The following is a 19,494-nucleotide window of genomic DNA, read 5'->3' as shown; positions in this document are numbered from 1 at the left end:
AGTTGGTCCCGGCTCTGCGGCGCACCGCTATGCGCTGCGCCGTGTCCGGGACACAGCGGAGCTTCTGGGCTTCAGGCAGCCGCCGGCTTCGGCAGCCGTGCCGTGATCCGCTCGGGCAAACGCCGCTCGACGAACAGCGTCCTGACCTCGGCTACGCTGAGGTAGCGCGCCTCGCCTTCGCCCTTGCCGAGGATTTTCAGCAGGATCGGCCATTCGCCCTTCATCAGGATCGGGAAGTACCAGCGCGCCGCGTCGCCGTCGCGCTTGATATTGGCTGCCATGAAGGTTTCGATCTCCTTCGCCGTCAGCCCGATCTCGATGCCCCGTGCCGGGTCCTTGCAGTGCTTGCCGAAGCTGGCGAGCCGTTCGATTTGGTCTTCGTGAACCTTCGCATCGGCATCGAGAATGCGCGAACCGCCGCCACGCTTGTCGAGCGGGCCGTTGCGCAGTTCGTCGAGCACGGCGCCGGAGGTCGCGCTCTTCAATACGCGCGCCGGCCCGAGGCCGTTCGCAATGACGGCCACCATCCAGGCTTCTATCCGCACCTTCTTTTGCTGTAAGCCGGTTTCGCCGCTTGCGAAACCGATCATTTCGGACAGTTGCGAAAGCGGCACGACGTGGCCCTCGACATAGCCGTTGGCGACCAAGGCACGCAGGAACGGGCACGGATTATTGGGTGAAACGGGAATCCCCGCAATGGGGCTATCGGACATGGCTTCAATCCTCAAAGGCGCAAAGTATGGAAACGGTCCGCCTTCAATGCGATGCGGATGACGATCTTGAAAAAGAAGTTGGCGGCGCGCTACTTCAGGGTGTACGCCAGTCTTGGCGGAATTCGACGCCGTGTCAATCGACCAGCTTACACACGCTCAGGAATCCGCGGCGAGCTTTGGCGAGGATTCCACCAGCGTCAATTTGCTGAAGGGGATGCCGGCCTTCAAAAGTCCGTCGCGGAAATGAGCGATGTCGGCCGGGACCTTCCAGTTAAAATTCCGCAAAAACCGCTCGACGGTCAGTGTCGGATAGTTGCCGAGCAGGATCTCAGTAGCGTTGGCTGCTTCGGCGGCTCGTCCCAACTGGGCAAGCGCCGCCGCCCGTATCGCGAGCGCCTGCAGATGATTGGGATTGGCGTATAGAGCCTCGCGGGCCCATGACAGCGAGGCATCGTATTGACCGAGCAGGTAATGGCTGAACGCGTTGAACGCCGCAAATTGGTATCGGGGGTCGCTGTTGCCGCGCTGCGCGGCCATCGTAAACAATTCGACGGCGGGCCGGTGTTCGCCGCTGTAGAGATGACACACGCCCAGCACGCCGCGGGCGCCCATGTCGTAGGGGTTGAGGCCGACCGCACGCTTGGCGGCATCCATCGCAGCTTCGTAATGCCCTTCAAGCGCGTGCAGATAGGCGAGAATCTGAAACGCAAAGGACGAACGAGGGTCGAGCCGAACGCTACTCTCCGCAAGACTCATCGCGCCGTCCCACACTTCGCGTGTGCCCTTGATCCAACCGAAATGGATGGCCTGGGTCTGGATGGTCGCGAGATAAGCGCGCGCGATCGACAGCGTCGGATCGAGCGCGATGGCTTCCCTGAACAGGCCTATCGCGGTTTCGAAATCTGTCTTGGTCTGCAGGTAATAGTAGGACAGCCCCTTCAGGAACCGATCCCATGCGGTGAGGTCGTTCGAAGTCGAGCGGGGCGGCGCGGACGCTTCCGCCCGATAGATTTCGGCCGCGATCGCCGCGGACAGGCTGGTGGTGAGCTCGTCCTGCATCGCGAACAGGTCGCCCATGTCGCGATCGAACCGGCCGGTCCACAATTGTTCGCCGGTTTCGGGAGCGATCAACTCGGCGGTGACGCGAATCTTGTGGGCGGCACGCCGCACCGAGCCCTGGATCAGGTAGGTGGCATCGATCTCGCGCGCGATCAGGCGCGTGCTCACGTTCTTGCCCTTGAACGAGAACGTCGAGTTCCGGCCCAGCACCCGGTAGAATGATTGCAGCGAGAGCGCGTGGATCAGGTCCTCGGTCAGCCCGTCGGAAAAATACTCGTCAGCACTCTCGCTCAAATTCGCGAATGGGAGCACGCCCACGATGGCGGTGCGATATTGGGCAGGCAGGTTGGTAACCGCTGTCTCGGATACGGTTTTCCGTGCCGGGCCGCTGCCGGCACCCTCGGGCTGCCAGGTCCAGACATGGATCGGCTCCTCGATGTTCTTGAACCGGTAGGGGCCGGCATCGACGAACGTGACGCTGAGGCGCTTGCCGGCCTCATGACAGGCCTTGCCCGAAACCGCCACCCCGCCGGGAGCGGCAACCGATTCGAGGCGGACCGCGATGTTGACGTCGTCACCGAACACCTCGTCCTCGTCGGCCATCACGTCACCCATGTGGATTCCCATGCGAAACTGCATGGCGCGATCGGCGGGCAGGTGTTCGTTGCGTTCCGCCATCACCATCTGCATCGCGACCGCGGCCTCGATGGCGCCGACGATAGACGGAAATTCCAGGAGGAAGCCGTCGCCGGTGTTCTTCACCAGGCGGCCGCCATGATTGAGGATGAGCGGATAGATCGCGCTTCGATGGGCCTTGAACGTGGCGTGCGTCCCCGCCTCGTCGGCCCCCATCATTCGGGAATAGCCGGCGACGTCAGCGCAGACAATGGCTGCCAGGCGTCTCTCCATTTCCCACTATATCCCCAATGGCACCGGAATAGGCAGGATAACCACTACGCGGTCGGCCAACCAATTCCAATGTTTATAAGGTATGCGCAATCTGGAGGAAGCCTGATTTGCTCATGATAGTACTGCAATCCCTCAGGGATTGGCATGCGCGCCATAGGACTGAGGGGGCGAAGGGAACCGCCAAAAAATGACAGAGACGCTCGGCATTCACCAACTCTGGCTGTTCATCCTCTCGGGGCTGCTGCTCAACATCACCCCGGGGCCGGACACGGCCTATATTATCGGCCGCAGCATCCAGTTCGGATGGCGCGGCGGGGCGGCGGCGGCGACCGGGATCAGCGTCGGCTGTCTCGTTCACGTGTTCGGCGCCGCCATCGGCCTGTCGGCGCTGTTGATGGCCTCATCCGCAGCCTTTGCGGTGCTGAAATGGGTCGGCGCCGCCTATCTGTTGTTTACCGGTGTCCAGATGCTGCTATCGCGTTCGCGCCCGCTGGTGGAGGCGGCCGTGGCAGGCAACGAGACGTCACTTGCCCGCGTGTTCTGGCAGGGCGCCCTGACCAACGTGCTCAATCCGAAGGTGGCGCTGTTCTTCCTGGCGTTCCTGCCGCAATTCGTGGCGGCGGAATCTACCCACAAGACGCTGGCCTTCCTGATGCTCGGCCTGATCTTCATCACCAGCGGCACGTTGTGGTGCTTTTGCATCGCCGCCTTCGCATCCCGGGCCGCCGGCCGGATCCGGCAATCGGCCGGCGCGGTGGCCTGGATCAACCGCGCGCTCGGCGGGCTGTTCGTCTATCTCGGCATCCGCGTTGCGATGCTGGAGGCGCGCTGATGCTTCAACCGTGGATTTTCACGAAAGCGCTGCCGGTGAGATAGAGCCCCAGAAAGATCATCGCGATCAGGAACCAGCGGCGGAACACTTCAGGCTGCATGCGATTGCGCACCGCCTGTCCGATGAACATGCCGGTAAAGGACGCCACCATCGCGATCGCGCCGGGCAGCGCGGTCGCCACCGTTAGCAAGCCCGCGGTGGTGAGATTGAAGGCGAGCGCCACCGTGGCGACGGTAAAGAACACGCCGAGCGCCTGTACCAGTTCGTCCTTCTCCATGCCGATCGCCTGCAGATAAGGCATCGACGGGATCACCTGAACGCCGGTCGCGGCCGACACCACGCCGGTGATCAGGCCGACGATGCCGCCGATCCATTTCTCGTCGCGACGCGTGACCTTGAAGTTCAGCTTGCTGAGACCCAGGATCGCGTAGATCACCAGCAGCGTGCCGAGAACGACAGTGCCGTAGGGCGCATAGGGTCCGGTCAATAGTCCCGCGTTCAGCCAGATCCCGGCGACGGTGCCGACCATCAGCGGCCACAGCCGCCGCATGATGTCGCGCAAATACGGGCCGCCGAAGGTTTGCCAGATATTGGTGACGATCGCCGGCACGATCACGATCGCAATCGCTTGCCCCGGCGGCATCGTCACCGCGAGCAGGCCCATCGATACCGTCGGCAGGCCGAGCCCGATCACGCCCTTGATGAAGCCGGCCAGCAGGAACGCGAACGCGATCAGAATGAGCATGGAATCGAACATGGGCGGACATTGACCTATCGGCGTATCAGGCACAATCTGGAGATTACGGAGATAGCCTTCGCTGGAGGCGAAGGCTGCCTCCCCCGTCATTGCGAGGAGCGGAAGCGACGAAGCAAGCCACTCTTCCCGTTGCGACGAGATGGATGGTTTCGCTTCGCTCGCAATGATGGATTCGCAGGAAATCTCGATGCGCTTTGATCTGGTCGATCTTCAGCTCTTCATTGCGGTGGCCGAGGCCCGCAGCATCACCAACGGCGCGCAGCGGGTCCATCTCGCGCTGGCCTCAGCGAGCGAGCGGATCAAGGGCCTGGAAGAGGCGCTTGGCGTTTCACTGCTGGCGCGCGGCCGCCGCGGTGTCGAACTGACACCGGCCGGCGAAAGCCTGCTCGACCATGCCAGGATCGTGATCCACAATATCGAGACCATGCGCGGCGATCTCGCTCAATTTGCGCGCGGCATGAAGGCCACCGTCCGCTTCCTCGCCAACACATCGGGACTTTCGGAATATCTGCCGAAGACATTGGCGGCTTTTCTGGCTGCACATCCTCACATTTCAATCGACGTCGAGGAACGCGAAAGCAGCGACATTGCACGCGCCATCGTCGTCGGTGCCGCCGATCTCGGGCTTGCCGCCGAACACGCGCTTGCAGACAATATCGAGCGGATGCCGTTCAGCGAAGATCGACTGGTGCTGGTTGCCGCGCGAAACGACGAATTGGCTAGTCGGCGGCAGGTTGATTTCGGCGAAGTGGTGGAGCGCGATTTCGTCGGCCTGATCAGCTCGATTGCGCTGCACACCCATGTCAGCGGACACGCGGCGCGTCTTGGCGCGCGGCTGCGTTTTCGTGCGCGGCTGAACAATTTCGATGCAATTGGCCAGATGGTCGCCGCCGGCATCGGGATTGGCGTGATGCCTGAAGTCGCAGCAAAGCGATGCGCGCGATCGATGAAGATCAATGTGATCAAGATCAGGGATTCCTGGGCCAACCGGCGGCTCGTGATCTGTGCACGGAGCTTTCGCGCGCTGCCCAAGCCCGCGCAACAACTGGCCGAGCACCTCCGCAAATCTGCGCCACGTTGAACATGCGAGGAGAGCGAATGCTGAAGGTCTGGGGAAGCCCGACGTTACTTGCCGGTGGCGAGGCCGGCAGCCTTGATGACGCGCGCCCATTTTCGCGCCTCGGTTCCGATGTAGTCGCGAAAATGCGCCGGCGTGTTGCCGGCGACCGTCAGGCCTTGATTTGCAAGCTTCTGCTTCACCTGCGGATCGTTCATTGCCTCGTTGGCGACCCGGTTCAGGGTGGCGACAATCGCCTCGGGCGTTCCGGCCGGCGCAATCATGCCGTACCAGTTTTCGGTCAGGAGATCGGGCATGCCGACCTCCGCGGTGGTCGGCACGTCGGGTGAGGCGGGCGCGCGTTTTGGAGCGCCGAGGGCAATCGGGCGCAGGCTGCCCGCCTTGATATGCGGCAGCAGCACCGGCAGATCGAGGAACGCCATCTCCACCTGCTGGCCGAGCAGATCGTTGATAGCGGGCGCAGCGCCCCGGTAGGGCACGTGCACGACGTCGATTCCCGCCGTCAGCTTGAGCAGTTCACCGGCAAGATGCGGCATGCCGCCGACGCCGGCGGATGCGAAATTGAGTTTCCCAGGCTGCGCCTTGGCGAGCGCGATCAACTCCTTCATGTCGCCGGCAGGGACGTTGCTGGCGACGACCAGCATTTCCGGCACCGTCGTCACCAGCGTGACGGGCGCGAAATCCGTCGCCACGTCGTATGGCACTTTTTCCATCGTCGGGTTGATGACCAGTGCGCTCGCACTCACGATTCCGATCGTGTAGCCGTCGGGTGCTGACTTCGCGATCGCGTCGGTGCCGAGCACGCCGGCCTGGCCGCCGCGATTGTCGATGATGACCGGCTGCTTTGTGGTTTCCGACATTCGCTGGCCGACCACGCGCGCGATGATGTCGTTGGGGCCGCCGGCCGGGAACGGCACGATCAGCTTGATCGGTTTGCTCGGGAAATCCTGCGCTGCCGCGACGGCTGGAAGCAGCACGGATAATCCGGTGAGAAGCACGCGAAGAGCCTTCATGAAAGCCTCCGGTCACTTGTCAGGTAACTTCTCTTGGCCGGGCCTGCACGACGCGCAGTATCGCGCCAATGTTCCGGTTATTCAGTCTTTAGCGCAGCCATAAGCAGGGATGCGCTGTCCACGCCGTGATACTCACCTCGTCGTCACGACTCCTGCGTCCTTGATCACCTTCGCCCATTTCTTGATTTCGCCGTCGATGAAGCCGCGGAAATGCTCGGGGCTGTCGCCGACCAGCGTCGCGCCCTGGGCTGCGAGCTTTTCCTTCACGGTCGGATCGGCCATCGCTTCGGTCGTTATCTTGTGCAGGGCGGCGACGATTGCCGGCGGAGTGGCGGCGGGCGCCACCATGCCGTACCAGTTCTCGACGATCATGCCGGGCATTCCGGCTTCCGCGGTGGTCGGCACCTCTATCGCCGTCTGCGCCCGCTCAAGCGTGCCAATCGCGATCGGCCGCAAGCTGCCGGCCTTGATCTGCGGCAGCAGCACCGGTAAATCGAGGAACGTCATCTGCACCTGCTGGCCGAGCAGATCGTTCACTGCCGGCGCCGCGCCGCGATAGGGAACGTGCACGATATCGATGTTGGCCGTGAGCTTGAACAGTTCGCCCGCCAAATGCGGCAGGCTGCCGGGGCCGGACGAGGCGAAATTCAGTTTTCCCGGCTGCGCCTTCGCGAGCGCGATTAATTCTTTCATGTCCTTGGCCGGGACGTTGGTCGCAACCACCAGCATCTCGGGGACGGTGGCGACCAGCGTCACCGGCGCAAAATCCTTCAGCGTGTCGTAGGCGACCTTTTCCATGCTCGGGCTGATGGCCAGCGCGCCCGCGCTTGAGATCGCGATGGTGTAGCCGTCGGGCGGAGCCTTGGCGACGGCGTCGGTGCCGAGCACGCCGCCCTGGCCGCCGCGGTTGTCGATCAGTACCGGCTGCTTGATAATTTCGGACATGCGCTGGCCGATCACCCGCGCGATGATGTCGTTGGGGCCGCCGGCCGGGAACGGCACGATCAGCTTGATGGGCTTTGCGGGGAAATCCTGCGCCGAGGCTAACGCCGGTGACAGCAGGAGCGTCAGTCCGGCAACCAGCTTGCTCAGAAGCTTCATGAATACTCCCCGATGGCGCATCTATTGTGCGCGTTGGCGACATCGTACGCGATGAACCGCTTGATGCAAGGTCCTGTCGGTTGCGACAGGGGCCCCGTCAATTCAGGAGTTCGTCCGTCCGCGCGACCGTGACCGATCGCTGCGTGATCAAATTGCTCCAGACCCAGTGATGGTGACGAATGACGCTTGGCGCATCGAGGTGAGGGCGGTCGTTCAGAGTGTGGCCGTCGGTCACCACCACGACGTCGTAATCGTTCGAAACAGCGGATCGAACGGTTGCATCGACGCAAAGGTCGGTTGCCCATCCCGTGATGAGGATCCGGTCGGGCGCAATTTCCTTCAGGCGCGTCGCGAGATCGGTCTCGGTGAAGGGATCGTTCAGGGTCTTGCGAATGACGATGTCGGTAGCGTCGCGGTCCAGTTCGGGGAGAAGCGCCCAGCCCGGCGTGCCCGGCACGAAATCGTCTTCCGCGCCGCTGCAATGCTGCACAAGGATCACCAGGCCTGACCGTTCGCGGACGCTGGCGGCGAGCCGGTTGATGCGCTCGATGACACCGGCCAGATCGTGCTTCGGCTTCCCGTTAAGAAGCCCGACCTGCATATCGACGACGATCAATGCATCCATCGGGGCCTGAGTGGCTGTGGTTCTAGCCGTTGAGCAGCTTGAGGGTGGCCTCGTGCACACGGGCGTCGCCGGCGGCGACGATGCGGCCACCGCTCTGGGCGGGCGCACCCTCCCAATTGGTGACGACGCCGCCGGCGCCGGTGACGATCGGGATCAATGCCGCGATGTCATAGGGCTTGAGCTCGGTCTCGACCACGAGGTCGAGATGGCCGGCTGCCAGCATGCAGTAGGAATAGCAGTCGCCGCCATAGCGGGACAGCTTCACTGCATTTTCGACCCGGCCGAAGATCTCGCGATCGGTGGCATTCATCAGCAGCGGACTGGTGGTAAAGGAAGTCGCTTCCTTCAGCGACGCGCAGCGGCGCACCGTCAGCCTGCGCTCCCCGGACGGCCCGGAATAATGCGCCGAACCGCTATCGCCGGAAAAGCGCTCGCCGATATAGGGCTGGTGCATCATGCCGAACACCGGCGTGCCCTTGTGCAGGAGCGCGATCAGGGTGCCCCAGATCGGAAATCCCGCGATGAAGGATTTAGTGCCGTCGATCGGATCGAGCACCCAGACATATTCGGCATTCTCGCGCTCGTTGCCGAATTCCTCGCCGACGATGCCGTGCTGGGGGAAATTGGCCTTGATCAGGCGGCGCATCACCGCCTCGGCGGCGCGATCGGCCTCGGTGACCGGATCGAAATCGCTGGCGCTTTTGTTGTCGATCGAAAGGGAGGTCCGGAAGAACGGCAGGATGGTCTCGCCCGAAGCAGTCGCAAGGCGCCCGATAAACGCTGTGAAATCGATGACCGTCACGGCTGTCCCTTACCGACTAGAAACGTCGCCTCTTGCCTATCCCAATCCGGGCTGCCGCGCACCGCCAACGGCACGTTATTCCCGTTCGTCTTGCGAACGGACTTTCGAATCGGCTTTCGAAAAGGCTTCGTTTGAGGCGTGGATTTTTGGTTAGTCCGGCCATCACGAAGTCGCGAGTTTTGGCATACCAGCACTGCAGTGAGCACGGAACTAGTTGAGCTCGTTACGTAAGTCTCTGATATTGCTGATGTAAATGTCCCGTCTCGGCGGTGCTGCCGATTCACCAGACTGACTCGGTTTGCACCGGAAGAGATCCGAAAACACTTGCGTTTTGTGCAGCGCGGTCGCATATTGTTGCGGTGCGGTAGCGCCTCGCGCTATCGCTGCCCTCCTTGGGCGTTTCCTCCCTAGACTTGGGCCGCTTGTTCATTCAAGCGGCCCTTTTTTCTTATTGGTCATGTTTAATTTTGAGTCGTCATTCCGGGGCACGTCTTCGCGTGAACCCGGAATCTCGAAATTCTCAGGTGCGCAATTGCGCACCATAGTTCGATGCTTTGCATCGCCCCGGAACGACGGATGGAGAAGTGCGCTCTACTCCGCCGCCGCCTGGAACGGCCCGAGATGCCCGAGCGGCACCTGCGCCAGCGCGTCCGCGAGCACCGAGAAATCGGCGACCACCTGTGCGAAGCGCGGGCTGCGCTCGCGCCGCCGCTCATCCATGTAGATCGCGCGGTTGAGTTCGAGCTGCACGGTGTGCAATCCGCTGGCCGGGTTGCCGTAATGCTCGGTGATGAAGCCGCCGGCATAGGGCTTGTTGCGGCCGATCGAATAGCCGAGCCCGCTCATGATTTGCTCGACGACATCGGGCAACAGGCTCGCGCAACTGGTGCCGTAGCGGTCGCCGATCACGATATCGGGCCGCCTCGGCTCCTCTCTGGACACGCCGACCGACGGCATCGAGTGGCAATCGACGAGGATCACCGTTCCGAACGCCTGATGGGCCTTGTTGATCAGCCGCCGCAGCGCGCGGTGATACGGCTTGTAGAGCGCCTCGATCCGCCCCAGTGCGTCATCGACGGAAAGCCGCTCGCGATAGATTTCCTGCCCGTCCCCGACCACGCGCGGGATGGTGCCGAGACCGCCGGCAACCCGCATCGAGCGGGTATTGGCAAAGCTCGGCAGGCGGCCGGTGAACATCCGCGGGTCGAGTTCATAGGGCTCGCGGTTCACGTCGACATAGGAGCGCGGGAAATTGACCCGCACCGTCGGAAAACCCTGCTCGCTCAGGCCACCGATCAATTCGTCCATGAACGAATCCTCGGATCGGCGCAGCGCGGCGAGGTCAATCCGGGAGGCGTTGAGGAATTCGGACGGGTAGACGGAGCCGGAATGGGGCGAGTTGAAGATGATCGGCGCCCGCCAGTGGGCCGGCTCAACGATCTCGAACGGAGGCGACAGTTCGCCATCAAGCTGGGTCATCGTCGGGCGCCGTCCCTTGAATGTCCGCATTTCCCTTCGGCTGGCCGATCATGCGACCGATTCTGCCGGAAGGGGCAGGGCTTTGTAGGGATGCATTGTCCGTAATCGTAATCATTCTGCCAAGCGAAAAAAGCCGCCGTTCTCCTGGAAGGTGTCGTAAACGCCTGAAAAGCGCCGCGTTGATCGATCCTGATGCGCGGCGCTACAAAAATAGCGCCGTCCGCCACCGCCAAGAAGACGTTACCTTTCACCCGAAATTTACCCTCTGTCGGGCTTAGTGGGTGCAATGATCCTCCAAGTTGGGTTCGACGACTGACCGCCATGCATAAAATCCTCCTCGCCGAAGACGACAACGACATGCGACGCTTCCTGGTCAAGGCGCTGGAAAACGCCGGGTTTCAGGTCTCGCCTCACGATAACGGCATGTCGGCCTATCAGCGGCTGCGCGAGGAGCCGTTCGAGATGCTGCTGACCGATATCGTGATGCCCGAAATGGATGGCATCGAGCTGGCGCGCCGCGCCTCGGAACTCGACCCCGATATCAAGATCATGTTCATCACCGGCTTTGCCGCTGTCGCCCTGAATTCCGATTCGGAGGCGCCCAAGAATGCCAAGGTGCTGGCTAAGCCGGTCCACCTGCGCGAACTGGTCAGCGAAGTGAACAAGATGCTGGCGGCCTGATTCGGCGGCCTTTTTGGTCCGAAATCACGCCAGAAATTCCTGCCAAGCGTCCTTGCCCGGGCGCTTTGGAGCCGATATACGGACCCCACCCGATACGAATAAGGCTGGAGCGGGATGACAGGTCATCCCATTCTGGGGCGCGTAGCTCAGCGGGAGAGCACTACCTTGACATGGTAGGGGTCACAGGTTCGATCCCTGTCGCGCCCACCAGCCTTCGCTTGCTTCGCAAGCTACGGCTCGGCAAGCCGCACTCAGCCCATCGTAGCGAGCAAGCGGAGGGTGCCGCGCCGAAGCCACTTGGCGAAGGCCGGCTCGTGCCGCGAGCTGCGGCTCGGCGCTAGACCCTTTGACTTCTTCCGAAGCATTAATTCCTTTGTCTGCGGTCTGATCCCGCCAAACTCAGACCGGTAACCCCGCCTTGAGCAGGCCGGCCTCATGACGCGCCCGATCGGCCTCGTGCTTGTAGTGCTGGGTCGCGAGATAGCCGGCCACCGAGAAACCCGGCTCGAGCTTCACGACCTCTGCGGCATGGGCGGCGGCCGCAACGGTGTCGCCCATCTGCGCGAAGATGGCGGCGAGGAAGGCGTGATGGGTGAAGTCGGGCCGCGTGATCCGCGCGAACGCCTCGGCGGCTTCGGCAAATTTCTCCGCGCAATAATACGCGCGACCGAGGTGGTTCCAGAAGCGTTCAGGGTGGAACGGGTTGAGGCGCATCGCCTTTTTGATCCAGTCGATCCCTTCTTCCGGCCGCCCTAGCCAGGTCAGAAATTCGCCCTGCTGCACCACGACCAGATCGTAGTTGGGATTGAGTGCGAGCGCCCGCTCCTGATGGTAGGCGGCCCTGTCATGATCGTCGCGCGTCAGGTTCACCGCGGCCAGGATGCGGTGAACGTCGCTGTCATTGTCATCGAGCGCCAGCGCGATCTGCAACTCGGCAGCCACCTCCTGGAAGGTGGCGTCGCGATCTTCGCACCATCCATAGATCCAGGTCTGGCCCAGCACGCACGCCTTCCAGGCATGGGCGTGCGCATAGTCCGGATCGAGCGCGATGGCGCGGTCGAGCAGGGCCTGCGCCTCGGCGTTGGCCTCGCGCTGTGAGCGGTGGTGCAGCACCTTGGCAGCGAGCACGCACTCGTAGGCCGCCATATTGTCGGTCCGCTTGCGCTTTGCACGTTCGTGCGTGGCGGCCTCGACGCGGCCGGGAAGGGTGGCCACGATTGCTCCGGTCACTTCGTCCTGAATGGCGAAGATGTCCTCGAGCTTGCGGTCATATCGTTCCGCCCAGACGTGCCGGTCGGTTTGCGCGTCGATGAGCTGCACGGTGACGCGAACGCGATCGCCGACCTTGCGCACGCTACCCTCGAGCACATATTCCACGTCGAGTTCGCGCGCGACCTCCTGCACCTTCACCGCCTTGCCCTTGTGCACAAAGGTCGAGTTGCGCGAGATAACGAGAAGGTCGCGGAAGCGCGACAACTCGGTGATGATGTCCTCGGTGAGGCCGTCGGCAAAGAATTCCTGTTCGGGATCGCCGCTCATGTTGACCAGCGGCAGCACGGCGATGGACGGTTTTCGCGTCGTGATCATCGCTGCCGTGCCGTCCTTGCCGCTCGCATGCGCCTCGGCTGCATCCGGCTCGAGGCGCACCCGAAAGACGTGGATCGGGCGGGTGATGTTCTTGAGGTTCTGGTTGCCGAGATCCTCAAAGGCGATGTCCTCAAGCCGATCGCCGACCTGATCGCGCACGGCGCCTGAGACGCAGATCCCGCCCGGCTCGGCGAGCACCTCGAGGCGCGCCGCGACGTTGACGCCGTCGCCGAAAATATCGTTCTCCTCAATGATCATGTCGCCCAGATTGATACCGATGCGGAACTCGATCCACCGCGCCGGCGACACGTCGGCATTGCGCCGCGCCATCCGGCGCTGGATCTCTGCGGCGCACGACACCGCGTCGACGACGCTGTGGAATTCCACCAGCATGCCGTCGCCGGTGGTCTTAATGATGCGGCCGCGGTTCTTGGCAATCGAGGGATCGATCAGCTCGAGCCGATGCGTCTTGAGACGCGCGAGTGTCCCCGCCTCGTCGACCTCCATCAGCCGGCTGTAGCCGACCATGTCGGCGGCAAGGACCGCTGCGAGTCTTCGCTCGGGTCCGGGCGCTTCCATTTTCGCCTCGCTGACAGGCAGTCTAGCAGATTTGCCGCGCCGGCCAAGACTGACGGCTGCCAACCTCATCCTAATCGATCACCCACTTTAGATTGCGATGAGGTGAAATTTCGAAGGTAGTTCGTTTCACGCTCGATGGTCGGGCAGCGCCAATAAACCGGCAAGAATTCTCGGCGCATTGAGCACCGCGAATTTCTCGCGACGGCTCAGATATCCGGCTGCTTCCTCGAAACTTTCAGCATCCTCGATCTTGGCGCGCGCGATCGCGAGATGGGGATCGACGTCGCCGCGGTTTCGCGGCCGCTGGCCGGAAAGATTGTTCAGATGCGCCTCGCGCAAATCGACGTCGCCGCGCAACGCGCGCAGGGGGCAGGACAGGGGCGAGTGCGGCACGTTGGCCAGCTCATTGGCTCTCGTCAGTACTCTCGGCGACGCGGTCTGCTCGGGCGTTCTGAACAATCTGGGCGCCCGGTTCGGGTCAGCCGATGACGACAGGACGGCAAGCGGAATCGAAAGCAACAGGCCGAGGATCACCGGCATCATCCAGAGCAATAGCGGCAGCGATACCGCGTAGGCACTGACGGCCATTGCGATCCCGAATAAAGTCGGCACCGCATAGGTGTTGACGGTGTCCCGGCGTGAGACCATGCCGTCCTCCCGGCGCTGAACCTGCCACCCTGCGTCGCGCCCAAGCAGGATTTCGGCAACGGCAGAGGATTGAAAGATCATCATGACCGGCGCAGTCAGGCCCGAAAGGATCGTCTCGGTGACGATGCCGGCCAGCACCCGAAAACCGCCGCCGAACATGTTTCGCGTGTTGCGATCAGTGAGAAGCACGATGAAGGCGAGCAGTTTTGGCGCGATCAGCATTCCCATCGTGCCAACGAACACCCACGCCGCCAGGATCGGATCCTGCGCCGGCCAGGTCGGAAACAGCGAATACCCCTTTGGAAAATACTCGGGCCTGACGAATTGCGCCTGCAGCGACACCAGGATTCCAAACATCAGAAAAATCAGCCAAAGCGGCGCGGTGAGATACGATCCAATTCCTGTCAGCAGATGAAGCCGCGACACCCAGTGAAAGCCGCGCGCGGGAAGCAATGCTAGGTGTTGCAGGTTGCCCTGACACCACCGCCTGTCGCGGGCAACAAAATCCGAAAGTGACGGTGGGCATTCCTCATAGCTGCCTCGAAGCGTCGGCGCCATGTGGATGGCCCAGCCGCCCCGCCGCATCAACGCGGCCTCGATGAAGTCGTGGCTCAGAATATGGCCGCCGAACGGTTTGCGGCCCCTGAGTTTGGGGAGACCTGCACACTGCGCAAAGGCGCGCACGCGGATGATGGCGTTGTGTCCCCAGTAATTACCTTCCGAACCGTGCCACCATGCGATCCCTGCGGCCAGCATCGGACCGTACAGGCGACCTGCAAATTGCTGCCACCGCGCGAACAGAGATCTCGCGTTGACGACAATCGGCAGCGTCTGGATCAGTGCCGCCTTCGGATGCTCTTGCATGGCGGCAACGATGCGCACGATCGTATCGCCGCTCATCAGACTGTCGGCATCCAGGATAAGCATGCACTCGTAGGCGGAGCCGAACCTTCTGACCCACTCCTCGATATTGCCGGACTTGCGCGCGATGTTTTCGGGGCGGTGGCGATAGAAAATCGCAGCCGTGCTGCCGACGTCCTGTCGAAGCCTGAGAAAGCATTTCTCCTCGGCGATCCAGATCGCGGGGTCGGTGGTGTCGCTTAGGACGAACCAGTCGAACGCGGAACCGTATCCGGTCTCCTCGACCGATTCGTAGATCGCGCGCAGTCGCGCCAGCACGCGGTAGGGGTCCTCGTTATAGGTCGGCAGCAGCATCGCGGTTCGGCTTTGGATCGCGGGCAGGGGCGCTGCCGGGTCAATGCCGAGTTCGTTCTTCTTTCGCGTCAGCAGCACGGCGAAGCCGGCAAGGGCGGACATGAAGGAAAAGGCGATCCATGCGAACAGCAGCACGAACAGCACCAGGATGATCGATTCCAGGACCGTGATGCCGCCGACCTGAAGAACCCGATACATCTCGTAGCAGCCCGCCGACGTCAGAACGGCGGCGCCCGCCAGGATGAATGCACGCCGAGCCCACATCGACGCAAAGCGCGGAGCAGGCGGCGGCTCAAACCGCCGCAACGGCTGGGCCGCCATGTCCATCGGCGATGCCGGTGGAAGAAATTCGTTCAATGGAATAGCGCGGGCCGCACGCGAGCCGCGGGTATTCGCTAAGGTGTCCATCGATAAACCCAGACCTCCGATACCGCCTCTTCGTTCTGCACGAGCGATGCGCGGAGCTCGACCGGGGTCTTTTCCTTCAACAACTCGAAACTCAGTCGCCAGCCGCCCGTCGCCGGATTTGGCCGGGTGACGATGTTTTGGATTTTGGCCTTCTCGGCCGTGACGACGCCGCGCAGGAATTTCGGATCAACCGACTTCAGCCTCTCGCCGGTCACCTCCAGCACGAAGAGCGCAGCGTTGTCGCCTCTTGCGCCGATGCCGGTCCGGGAAAATCGCGCCAGCGATGCCGGCTTGGGGGCGTCAGGTCCCCAGTGCAAACGATAGGTATAGGTGTGCTCGCCTTTGGCGGCCAGTGCCGCTTTGGGGTGCCAGAACAAGGCGATGTTGTCGTGAATCTCTTCCTTCGTCGGGATTTCGAGCAGCTTCACCTCGCCTTCGCCCCAATCCCCGATCGGCTCCGCCCAAAGGCTTGGCCGGCGCTCGAAATTCGATTCCAGGTCCTGGTAGGCGAAAAAATCCTTTTGGCGCTGCATCAGGCCGAAACCGCGCGGGTTGAGATCGGTAAACGAGGAGACCTGCAGATCTTTTGGATTATGCAGCGGCCGCCAAAGCTCCTCGCCACGGCCGTTGAATATCGCGAGCCCGTCCGAATCATGGACCGAGGGGCGGAAGTCCTCGACGTCCTTGCGGTCATTCGGTCCGAAGAAGAACATGCTGGTCATCGGCGCGAGACCGGCCTGTTGCAGATCGACGCGGGGATAGATTGCCATTTCGACGTCGAACACGGTGGTGTCGCCGGGGCGGATGGTGAAACGGTAGGCCGCGGCCGCGCTCTCGCTGTCGAGCAGCGCGTGCACCACGATGGAATTGGCGCCTGCTGCCGGCTTCTCGATCCAAAACGTCTTGAAGAACGGGAATTCTTCGCCCTTGGCTTCGCCGGTATTGATCGACAGGCCGCGTGCCGAAAGGCCGTATAGTTGGCCCTTCGCCACCGCGCGGAAATAGCTGGCGCCAAGAAACACGCAGACCTCGTCATAATAATCGGGCTTGTTGATCGGCGCGTGAAGCCGGAAGCCGGCAAAGCCGAGATCCACGGCCGGGCCGGGCGGCGTCAGGTCGCCGAATGAGAACAGGTCGGGCCGGTAGGCGATCGGTGCTGCCTGGCCATTCTTCACCTCGAAGATGTCGACCCGGTTCTTGTAGAAAAATCCCCGATGAAAAAACTGCACCTCGAACGGCAGTTTTTCACTGCGCCAGAGCGCGCGCTCCGGCAAGAACCGGATTGCCCGATAATGATCGTAGTCGAGATTTGCGAGATTGTCGGGCAGCTTCTCGCTTGGCGCCTTGTACGGCTTGCCGGCAATTTCGCGGGCCATTTGCCGCACAATCGCTCTGTCGAAAGGTATGGCTTGCGCGTGTGCTCGGGACAAAAACCCGGATGCCGCACCCGATACCCATGGCAATGCGGAAGCAGCGAGGAAATCTCTGCGGTTCACGAAACAACCTCGCGGTTACTAACGGCGACGTTGGGCAACGCAGCGCACACCGTGAGGTTCCGCCTTGGAACTGAATTGCTGCGTTTTCCCGGCTGCCCAAAATCCGGCCGCGCGATGGCCGCCTAATTAGCCAAGCTATGGCTTATCCTTGTGACGACATCGTCCCACTGGCGCTTTTCCGCGACGGGATAGTTGATCAGCACGCAATTCATGGCGCCGCTCGCCCGGTTGCATCGGTTGTACCAAATCCGGTCCTTGCGAATGCTCGACACCACAAAGAAGTTCGGCGTGATCCGTTTGTAGATAATGCCGGCCGGCGGCCGCTTCTTGGCCAGGAAGGTGGCCGGGGAATCGTTTTGGGGATTGGGAACGGACTGCACGGTCAGGTCGGCGCGGCGGTCGTCGGTGAAGAAGCGCCGTCCTGTGCCGCCTTCCGGCGGCCCGGCGTCGACGCTGAAGATCGAGACCGGCATGTCGACGCTGGCCCCGGTGCTCGCGATCACGTACCGGCGCCATTCCGTATCGGCCAAGGCCAGCGCCGGAGCAAAGACGACGGCGAGGATGGCGAGCAATCTGTGCGCACGCATGGAACGCTCTCCGGTTCGCTCAAAACAATCGAATCGAGCGACGTTCGTTCCAGCGGGAGCGTTGGCTATCGCGGATTTTCGTCCGCGAGATGCTTGCCTGCGATGTATCCAAACGTCAGCGCGGGGCCCAACGTGATACCGGCGCCGGGATAGTTGCCGCCCATGATGCTCGCCATGTCGTTGCCGACGGCATAAAGGCCGGTAATCGGCTGGCCGCGTTCGTCCAGCGCCCGCGCATGCGCGTCGGTCTTGATGCCGGCATAGGTGCCGAGATCGCCGACCACCAGTTTTATCGCATAGAACGGTCCGTCCTTGATTGGCGCGACGCAGGGATTCGGCCCGTGCAGCGCATCGCCCTGATAGCGGTTATAGGCGCGCGATCCCTTGCCAAACGCAGGATCGCGACCTTCCACGGCCGAGGCGTTGAACTCGGCAACCGTCGCTTCGAGCCCTTTTCGATCGATGCCGGTTCTATCAGCCAGTTCAGCCAGCGTGGCGCCGCGCTTGAGGTAGCCGGTGGCGAGATGATGGCGCAGCGGCATCGGAAAAGGCGGCACGCAGCCGAGGCCGTATTTTCGCAACGCGCGGTGATCGCACAGCAGGAACGCGGTGATTTCCTCGCCGGGCTTTGCCGCCTTCACCATCGCCTGCACGAAATCATGATAGGAATTGCCTTCATTGGCAAAACGCCCGCCGTCGCGCATCACCGCGATGACGCCAGGTTTGGCGCGATCGATGAAATGCGGCATCACGCCCTTGGAGCCGTCCTTGCGCTCGGTGATGGAGACGGGCACCCAGGCCGCCGCGTTCGGCAACGTATCCTCGACGCGGCCGCCGGCGGTTTCCGCCAGCCGCAGGCCGTCGCCGGTGTTGCCGACGGGGCCCGGCGAAAAATGTTCTGCGCCCGTGGGCGCATGCGGAAACATCGCCTTGCGCCTCGCCGCATCATGCGGAAAGCCGCCGCAGGCGAGCACCACGCCGCGCCTCGCGGTGATGCGCACCAGCTTGCCGTGGCGCTCGACGATCGCGCCGCGCACCGCGCCATTCTCGACGATCAGTTCATGCACCGGCGAGGACAGCCACAGCGGAATTTTTAGGTCAAACGCGGACTTCGCCAGACGCCCGGCCAGCGCATTGCCGTTGGTCAGCGTCATGCCGCGGCCGTGGCGCACCACGTCGATCGCGTGCTTCGACAGGCGCTTCGCCACGTAAATCGCCGAAGCCAGCGATTTGGTCGCGCGCATAAAATGGATGATCTCCTTGCCGGAGCCCAGCATCATGCCGAATACCGTGAGCTCCGGCAGGGGGCTGCCGAGATCCCTGATATGCTCGCCGACTTCGCGGCCATCGAACGGCCGCGTCACCATCGAGCGGCCGCCCTGCGCCCCGCCTGGCGCTTCGGCGTGATAATCCGGAAAGGTCAGCGGCATGTCGAAGCGAACAGCGGTGTTGTTGGTGAAAAAATCGACGGCCTTCGGCCCTTCGCTCAGGAACGCATCGACCCGCGCGGCGTCAAAACTGTTGCCGGCCTCGTGCCGCAGATAGGTCTTCGCCTGCTCCGGGCTTTCCTCGATGCCCCACGCTTTCGCCAGCGAGGTACCGGGAATCCAGAGCCAGCCGCCGGAACGGGCGGTGGTGCCGCCGAAGCGCGGCTCCTTCTCGACGACGAGGACGTTGAGGCCGTGGTGGCCCGCGGTGACCGCCGCCGACAGGCCGGCGCAGCCTGAGCCCACCACCAGCACGTCGCATTCGTAAGTCTCTTGTTCGTTGCGCACTACGCGTCCGCCTGCTGTTTCGGATTTGGGCGGACATTTGGATGGGGATCGATTTGTCTGTCAATCGCGGCGATGGTGCCTGCTTCCCTCTCCCCTTGTGGGAGGGATGCCTCGTAGCTCCGCCGTGCATCCAAGGCAGAGCGGCTGCGC

At 62.6% G+C, this 19,494-nt stretch carries 15 protein-coding genes, 1 tRNA gene and 1 pseudogene; 4 read left to right on the top strand and 13 right to left on the bottom strand.

Annotation, left to right across the window (positions count from 1 at the left end):
• Positions 1–80 precede the first annotated feature (80 nt).
• A pseudogene (locus tag HCN58_RS23410) lies at positions 81–713 on the bottom strand (di-heme-cytochrome C peroxidase); the annotation flags it as partial.
• Between the two features lie 156 nt (positions 714–869).
• Complete coding sequence (locus HCN58_RS23405) at positions 870–2,681, bottom strand: adenylate/guanylate cyclase domain-containing protein (protein ID WP_171581717.1); 1,812 nt, start codon at positions 2,679–2,681, stop codon at positions 870–872.
• Between the two features lie 187 nt (positions 2,682–2,868).
• Here HCN58_RS23405 and HCN58_RS23400 point away from each other — a divergent pair, with 187 nt between their 5' ends.
• Positions 2,869–3,513, top strand: coding sequence for a LysE family translocator (locus tag HCN58_RS23400; RefSeq protein ID WP_171581716.1), 645 nt, complete (start codon positions 2,869–2,871; stop codon positions 3,511–3,513).
• A gap of 4 nt (positions 3,514–3,517) precedes the next feature.
• Here the strand turns inward: HCN58_RS23400 and HCN58_RS23395 are convergent, their stop codons facing one another.
• Positions 3,518–4,270 carry a sulfite exporter TauE/SafE family protein gene (locus tag HCN58_RS23395; RefSeq protein WP_171581715.1) on the bottom strand — a complete coding sequence of 251 codons (753 nt, stop codon included), beginning with the start codon at positions 4,268–4,270 and terminating at the stop codon, positions 3,518–3,520.
• A gap of 187 nt (positions 4,271–4,457) precedes the next feature.
• On the opposite strand from HCN58_RS23395, the gene HCN58_RS23390 reads away from it, so the two are divergent.
• A complete protein-coding gene (locus HCN58_RS23390; protein WP_171581714.1) occupies positions 4,458–5,351 on the top strand; it encodes a LysR family transcriptional regulator in 894 nt (297 codons plus the stop codon).
• A 44-nt stretch (positions 5,352–5,395) separates the two neighbouring features.
• Here HCN58_RS23390 and HCN58_RS23385 read toward each other — a convergent pair whose 3' ends face one another.
• The 5 genes from HCN58_RS23385 to HCN58_RS23365 all read right to left on the bottom strand — a co-directional run bounded on the left by HCN58_RS23385 (position 5,396) and on the right by HCN58_RS23365 (position 10,368).
• Complete coding sequence (locus HCN58_RS23385; RefSeq protein WP_171581713.1) at positions 5,396–6,361, bottom strand: Bug family tripartite tricarboxylate transporter substrate binding protein; 966 nt, start codon at positions 6,359–6,361, stop codon at positions 5,396–5,398.
• Between the two features lie 132 nt (positions 6,362–6,493).
• Positions 6,494–7,462: a Bug family tripartite tricarboxylate transporter substrate binding protein gene (locus tag HCN58_RS23380; protein WP_171581712.1), complete on the bottom strand. Its 969-nt coding sequence runs from the start codon at positions 7,460–7,462 to the stop codon at positions 6,494–6,496.
• 97 nt (positions 7,463–7,559) lie between these two features.
• Positions 7,560–8,087, bottom strand: coding sequence for an isochorismatase family protein (locus HCN58_RS23375; protein WP_171581711.1), 528 nt, complete (start codon positions 8,085–8,087; stop codon positions 7,560–7,562).
• Between the two features lie 22 nt (positions 8,088–8,109).
• Positions 8,110–8,889: a histidinol-phosphatase gene (gene hisN / locus HCN58_RS23370; protein ID WP_171581710.1), complete on the bottom strand. Its 780-nt coding sequence runs from the start codon at positions 8,887–8,889 to the stop codon at positions 8,110–8,112.
• Between the two features lie 591 nt (positions 8,890–9,480).
• Entirely contained in the window at positions 9,481–10,368 is an 888-nt protein-coding gene (locus HCN58_RS23365; protein WP_171581709.1) for an N-formylglutamate amidohydrolase, read from the bottom strand.
• Positions 10,369–10,689: 321 nt separating this feature from the next.
• Here HCN58_RS23365 and cpdR point away from each other — a divergent pair, with 321 nt between their 5' ends.
• Complete coding sequence (gene cpdR, locus HCN58_RS23360) at positions 10,690–11,049, top strand: cell cycle two-component system response regulator CpdR (RefSeq protein WP_027539837.1); 360 nt, start codon at positions 10,690–10,692, stop codon at positions 11,047–11,049.
• Positions 11,050–11,184: 135 nt separating this feature from the next.
• Positions 11,185–11,259, top strand: a tRNA-Val gene (locus HCN58_RS23355).
• A gap of 189 nt (positions 11,260–11,448) precedes the next feature.
• On the opposite strand, the gene HCN58_RS23350 is transcribed toward HCN58_RS23355, so the two are convergent.
• The 5 genes from HCN58_RS23350 to HCN58_RS23330 all read right to left on the bottom strand — a co-directional run bounded on the left by HCN58_RS23350 (position 11,449) and on the right by HCN58_RS23330 (position 19,344).
• Positions 11,449–13,215 (bottom strand): adenylate/guanylate cyclase domain-containing protein, encoded by a 1,767-nt coding sequence (locus HCN58_RS23350; RefSeq protein ID WP_171581708.1) that lies wholly within the window; start codon positions 13,213–13,215, stop codon positions 11,449–11,451.
• 126 nt (positions 13,216–13,341) lie between these two features.
• Entirely contained in the window at positions 13,342–15,486 is a 2,145-nt protein-coding gene (gene mdoH / locus HCN58_RS23345) for a glucans biosynthesis glucosyltransferase MdoH (protein WP_171581707.1), read from the bottom strand.
• Entirely contained in the window at positions 15,474–16,982 is a 1,509-nt protein-coding gene (locus HCN58_RS23340) for a glucan biosynthesis protein G (RefSeq protein WP_171581706.1), read from the bottom strand. The genes mdoH and HCN58_RS23340 overlap by 13 nt, the downstream gene beginning before the upstream one ends.
• Before the next feature lie 122 nt (positions 16,983–17,104).
• Positions 17,105–17,569 (bottom strand): hypothetical protein, encoded by a 465-nt coding sequence (locus tag HCN58_RS23335; RefSeq protein ID WP_171581705.1) that lies wholly within the window; start codon positions 17,567–17,569, stop codon positions 17,105–17,107.
• Positions 17,570–17,634: 65 nt separating this feature from the next.
• Entirely contained in the window at positions 17,635–19,344 is a 1,710-nt protein-coding gene (locus HCN58_RS23330) for an FAD-dependent oxidoreductase (protein ID WP_171581704.1), read from the bottom strand.
• Positions 19,345–19,494 lie beyond the last annotated feature (150 nt).

Source organism: Bradyrhizobium australiense (assembly GCF_013114825.1).
Taxonomy (GTDB): domain Bacteria; phylum Pseudomonadota; class Alphaproteobacteria; order Rhizobiales; family Xanthobacteraceae; genus Bradyrhizobium; species Bradyrhizobium australiense.
The sequence above is the reverse complement of the archived record's forward strand: the minus strand, read 5'-3'. Positions and strand labels throughout refer to the sequence as shown.

Excerpts from the sequence above, each read along its gene's own strand:
- HCN58_RS23405 (WP_171581717.1), bottom strand. The coding sequence starts at position 2,681 with ATGGAGAGACGCCTGGCAGCCATTGTCTGCGCTGACGTCGCCGGCTAT.
- HCN58_RS23380 (WP_171581712.1), bottom strand. The coding sequence starts at position 7,462 with ATGAAGCTTCTGAGCAAGCTGGTTGCCGGACTGACGCTCCTGCTGTCA.
- cpdR (WP_027539837.1), top strand. The coding sequence starts at position 10,690 with ATGCATAAAATCCTCCTCGCCGAAGACGACAACGACATGCGACGCTTC.
- HCN58_RS23350 (WP_171581708.1), bottom strand. The coding sequence starts at position 13,215 with ATGGAAGCGCCCGGACCCGAGCGAAGACTCGCAGCGGTCCTTGCCGCC.
- HCN58_RS23395 (WP_171581715.1), bottom strand. The coding sequence starts at position 4,270 with ATGTTCGATTCCATGCTCATTCTGATCGCGTTCGCGTTCCTGCTGGCC.
- HCN58_RS23400 (WP_171581716.1), top strand. The coding sequence starts at position 2,869 with ATGACAGAGACGCTCGGCATTCACCAACTCTGGCTGTTCATCCTCTCG.
- HCN58_RS23365 (WP_171581709.1), bottom strand. The coding sequence starts at position 10,368 with ATGACCCAGCTTGATGGCGAACTGTCGCCTCCGTTCGAGATCGTTGAG.
- HCN58_RS23390 (WP_171581714.1), top strand. The coding sequence starts at position 4,458 with ATGCGCTTTGATCTGGTCGATCTTCAGCTCTTCATTGCGGTGGCCGAG.
- HCN58_RS23375 (WP_171581711.1), bottom strand. The coding sequence starts at position 8,087 with ATGGATGCATTGATCGTCGTCGATATGCAGGTCGGGCTTCTTAACGGG.
- mdoH (WP_171581707.1), bottom strand. The coding sequence starts at position 15,486 with ATGGACACCTTAGCGAATACCCGCGGCTCGCGTGCGGCCCGCGCTATT.
- HCN58_RS23385 (WP_171581713.1), bottom strand. The coding sequence starts at position 6,361 with ATGAAGGCTCTTCGCGTGCTTCTCACCGGATTATCCGTGCTGCTTCCA.
- HCN58_RS23335 (WP_171581705.1), bottom strand. The coding sequence starts at position 17,569 with ATGCGTGCGCACAGATTGCTCGCCATCCTCGCCGTCGTCTTTGCTCCG.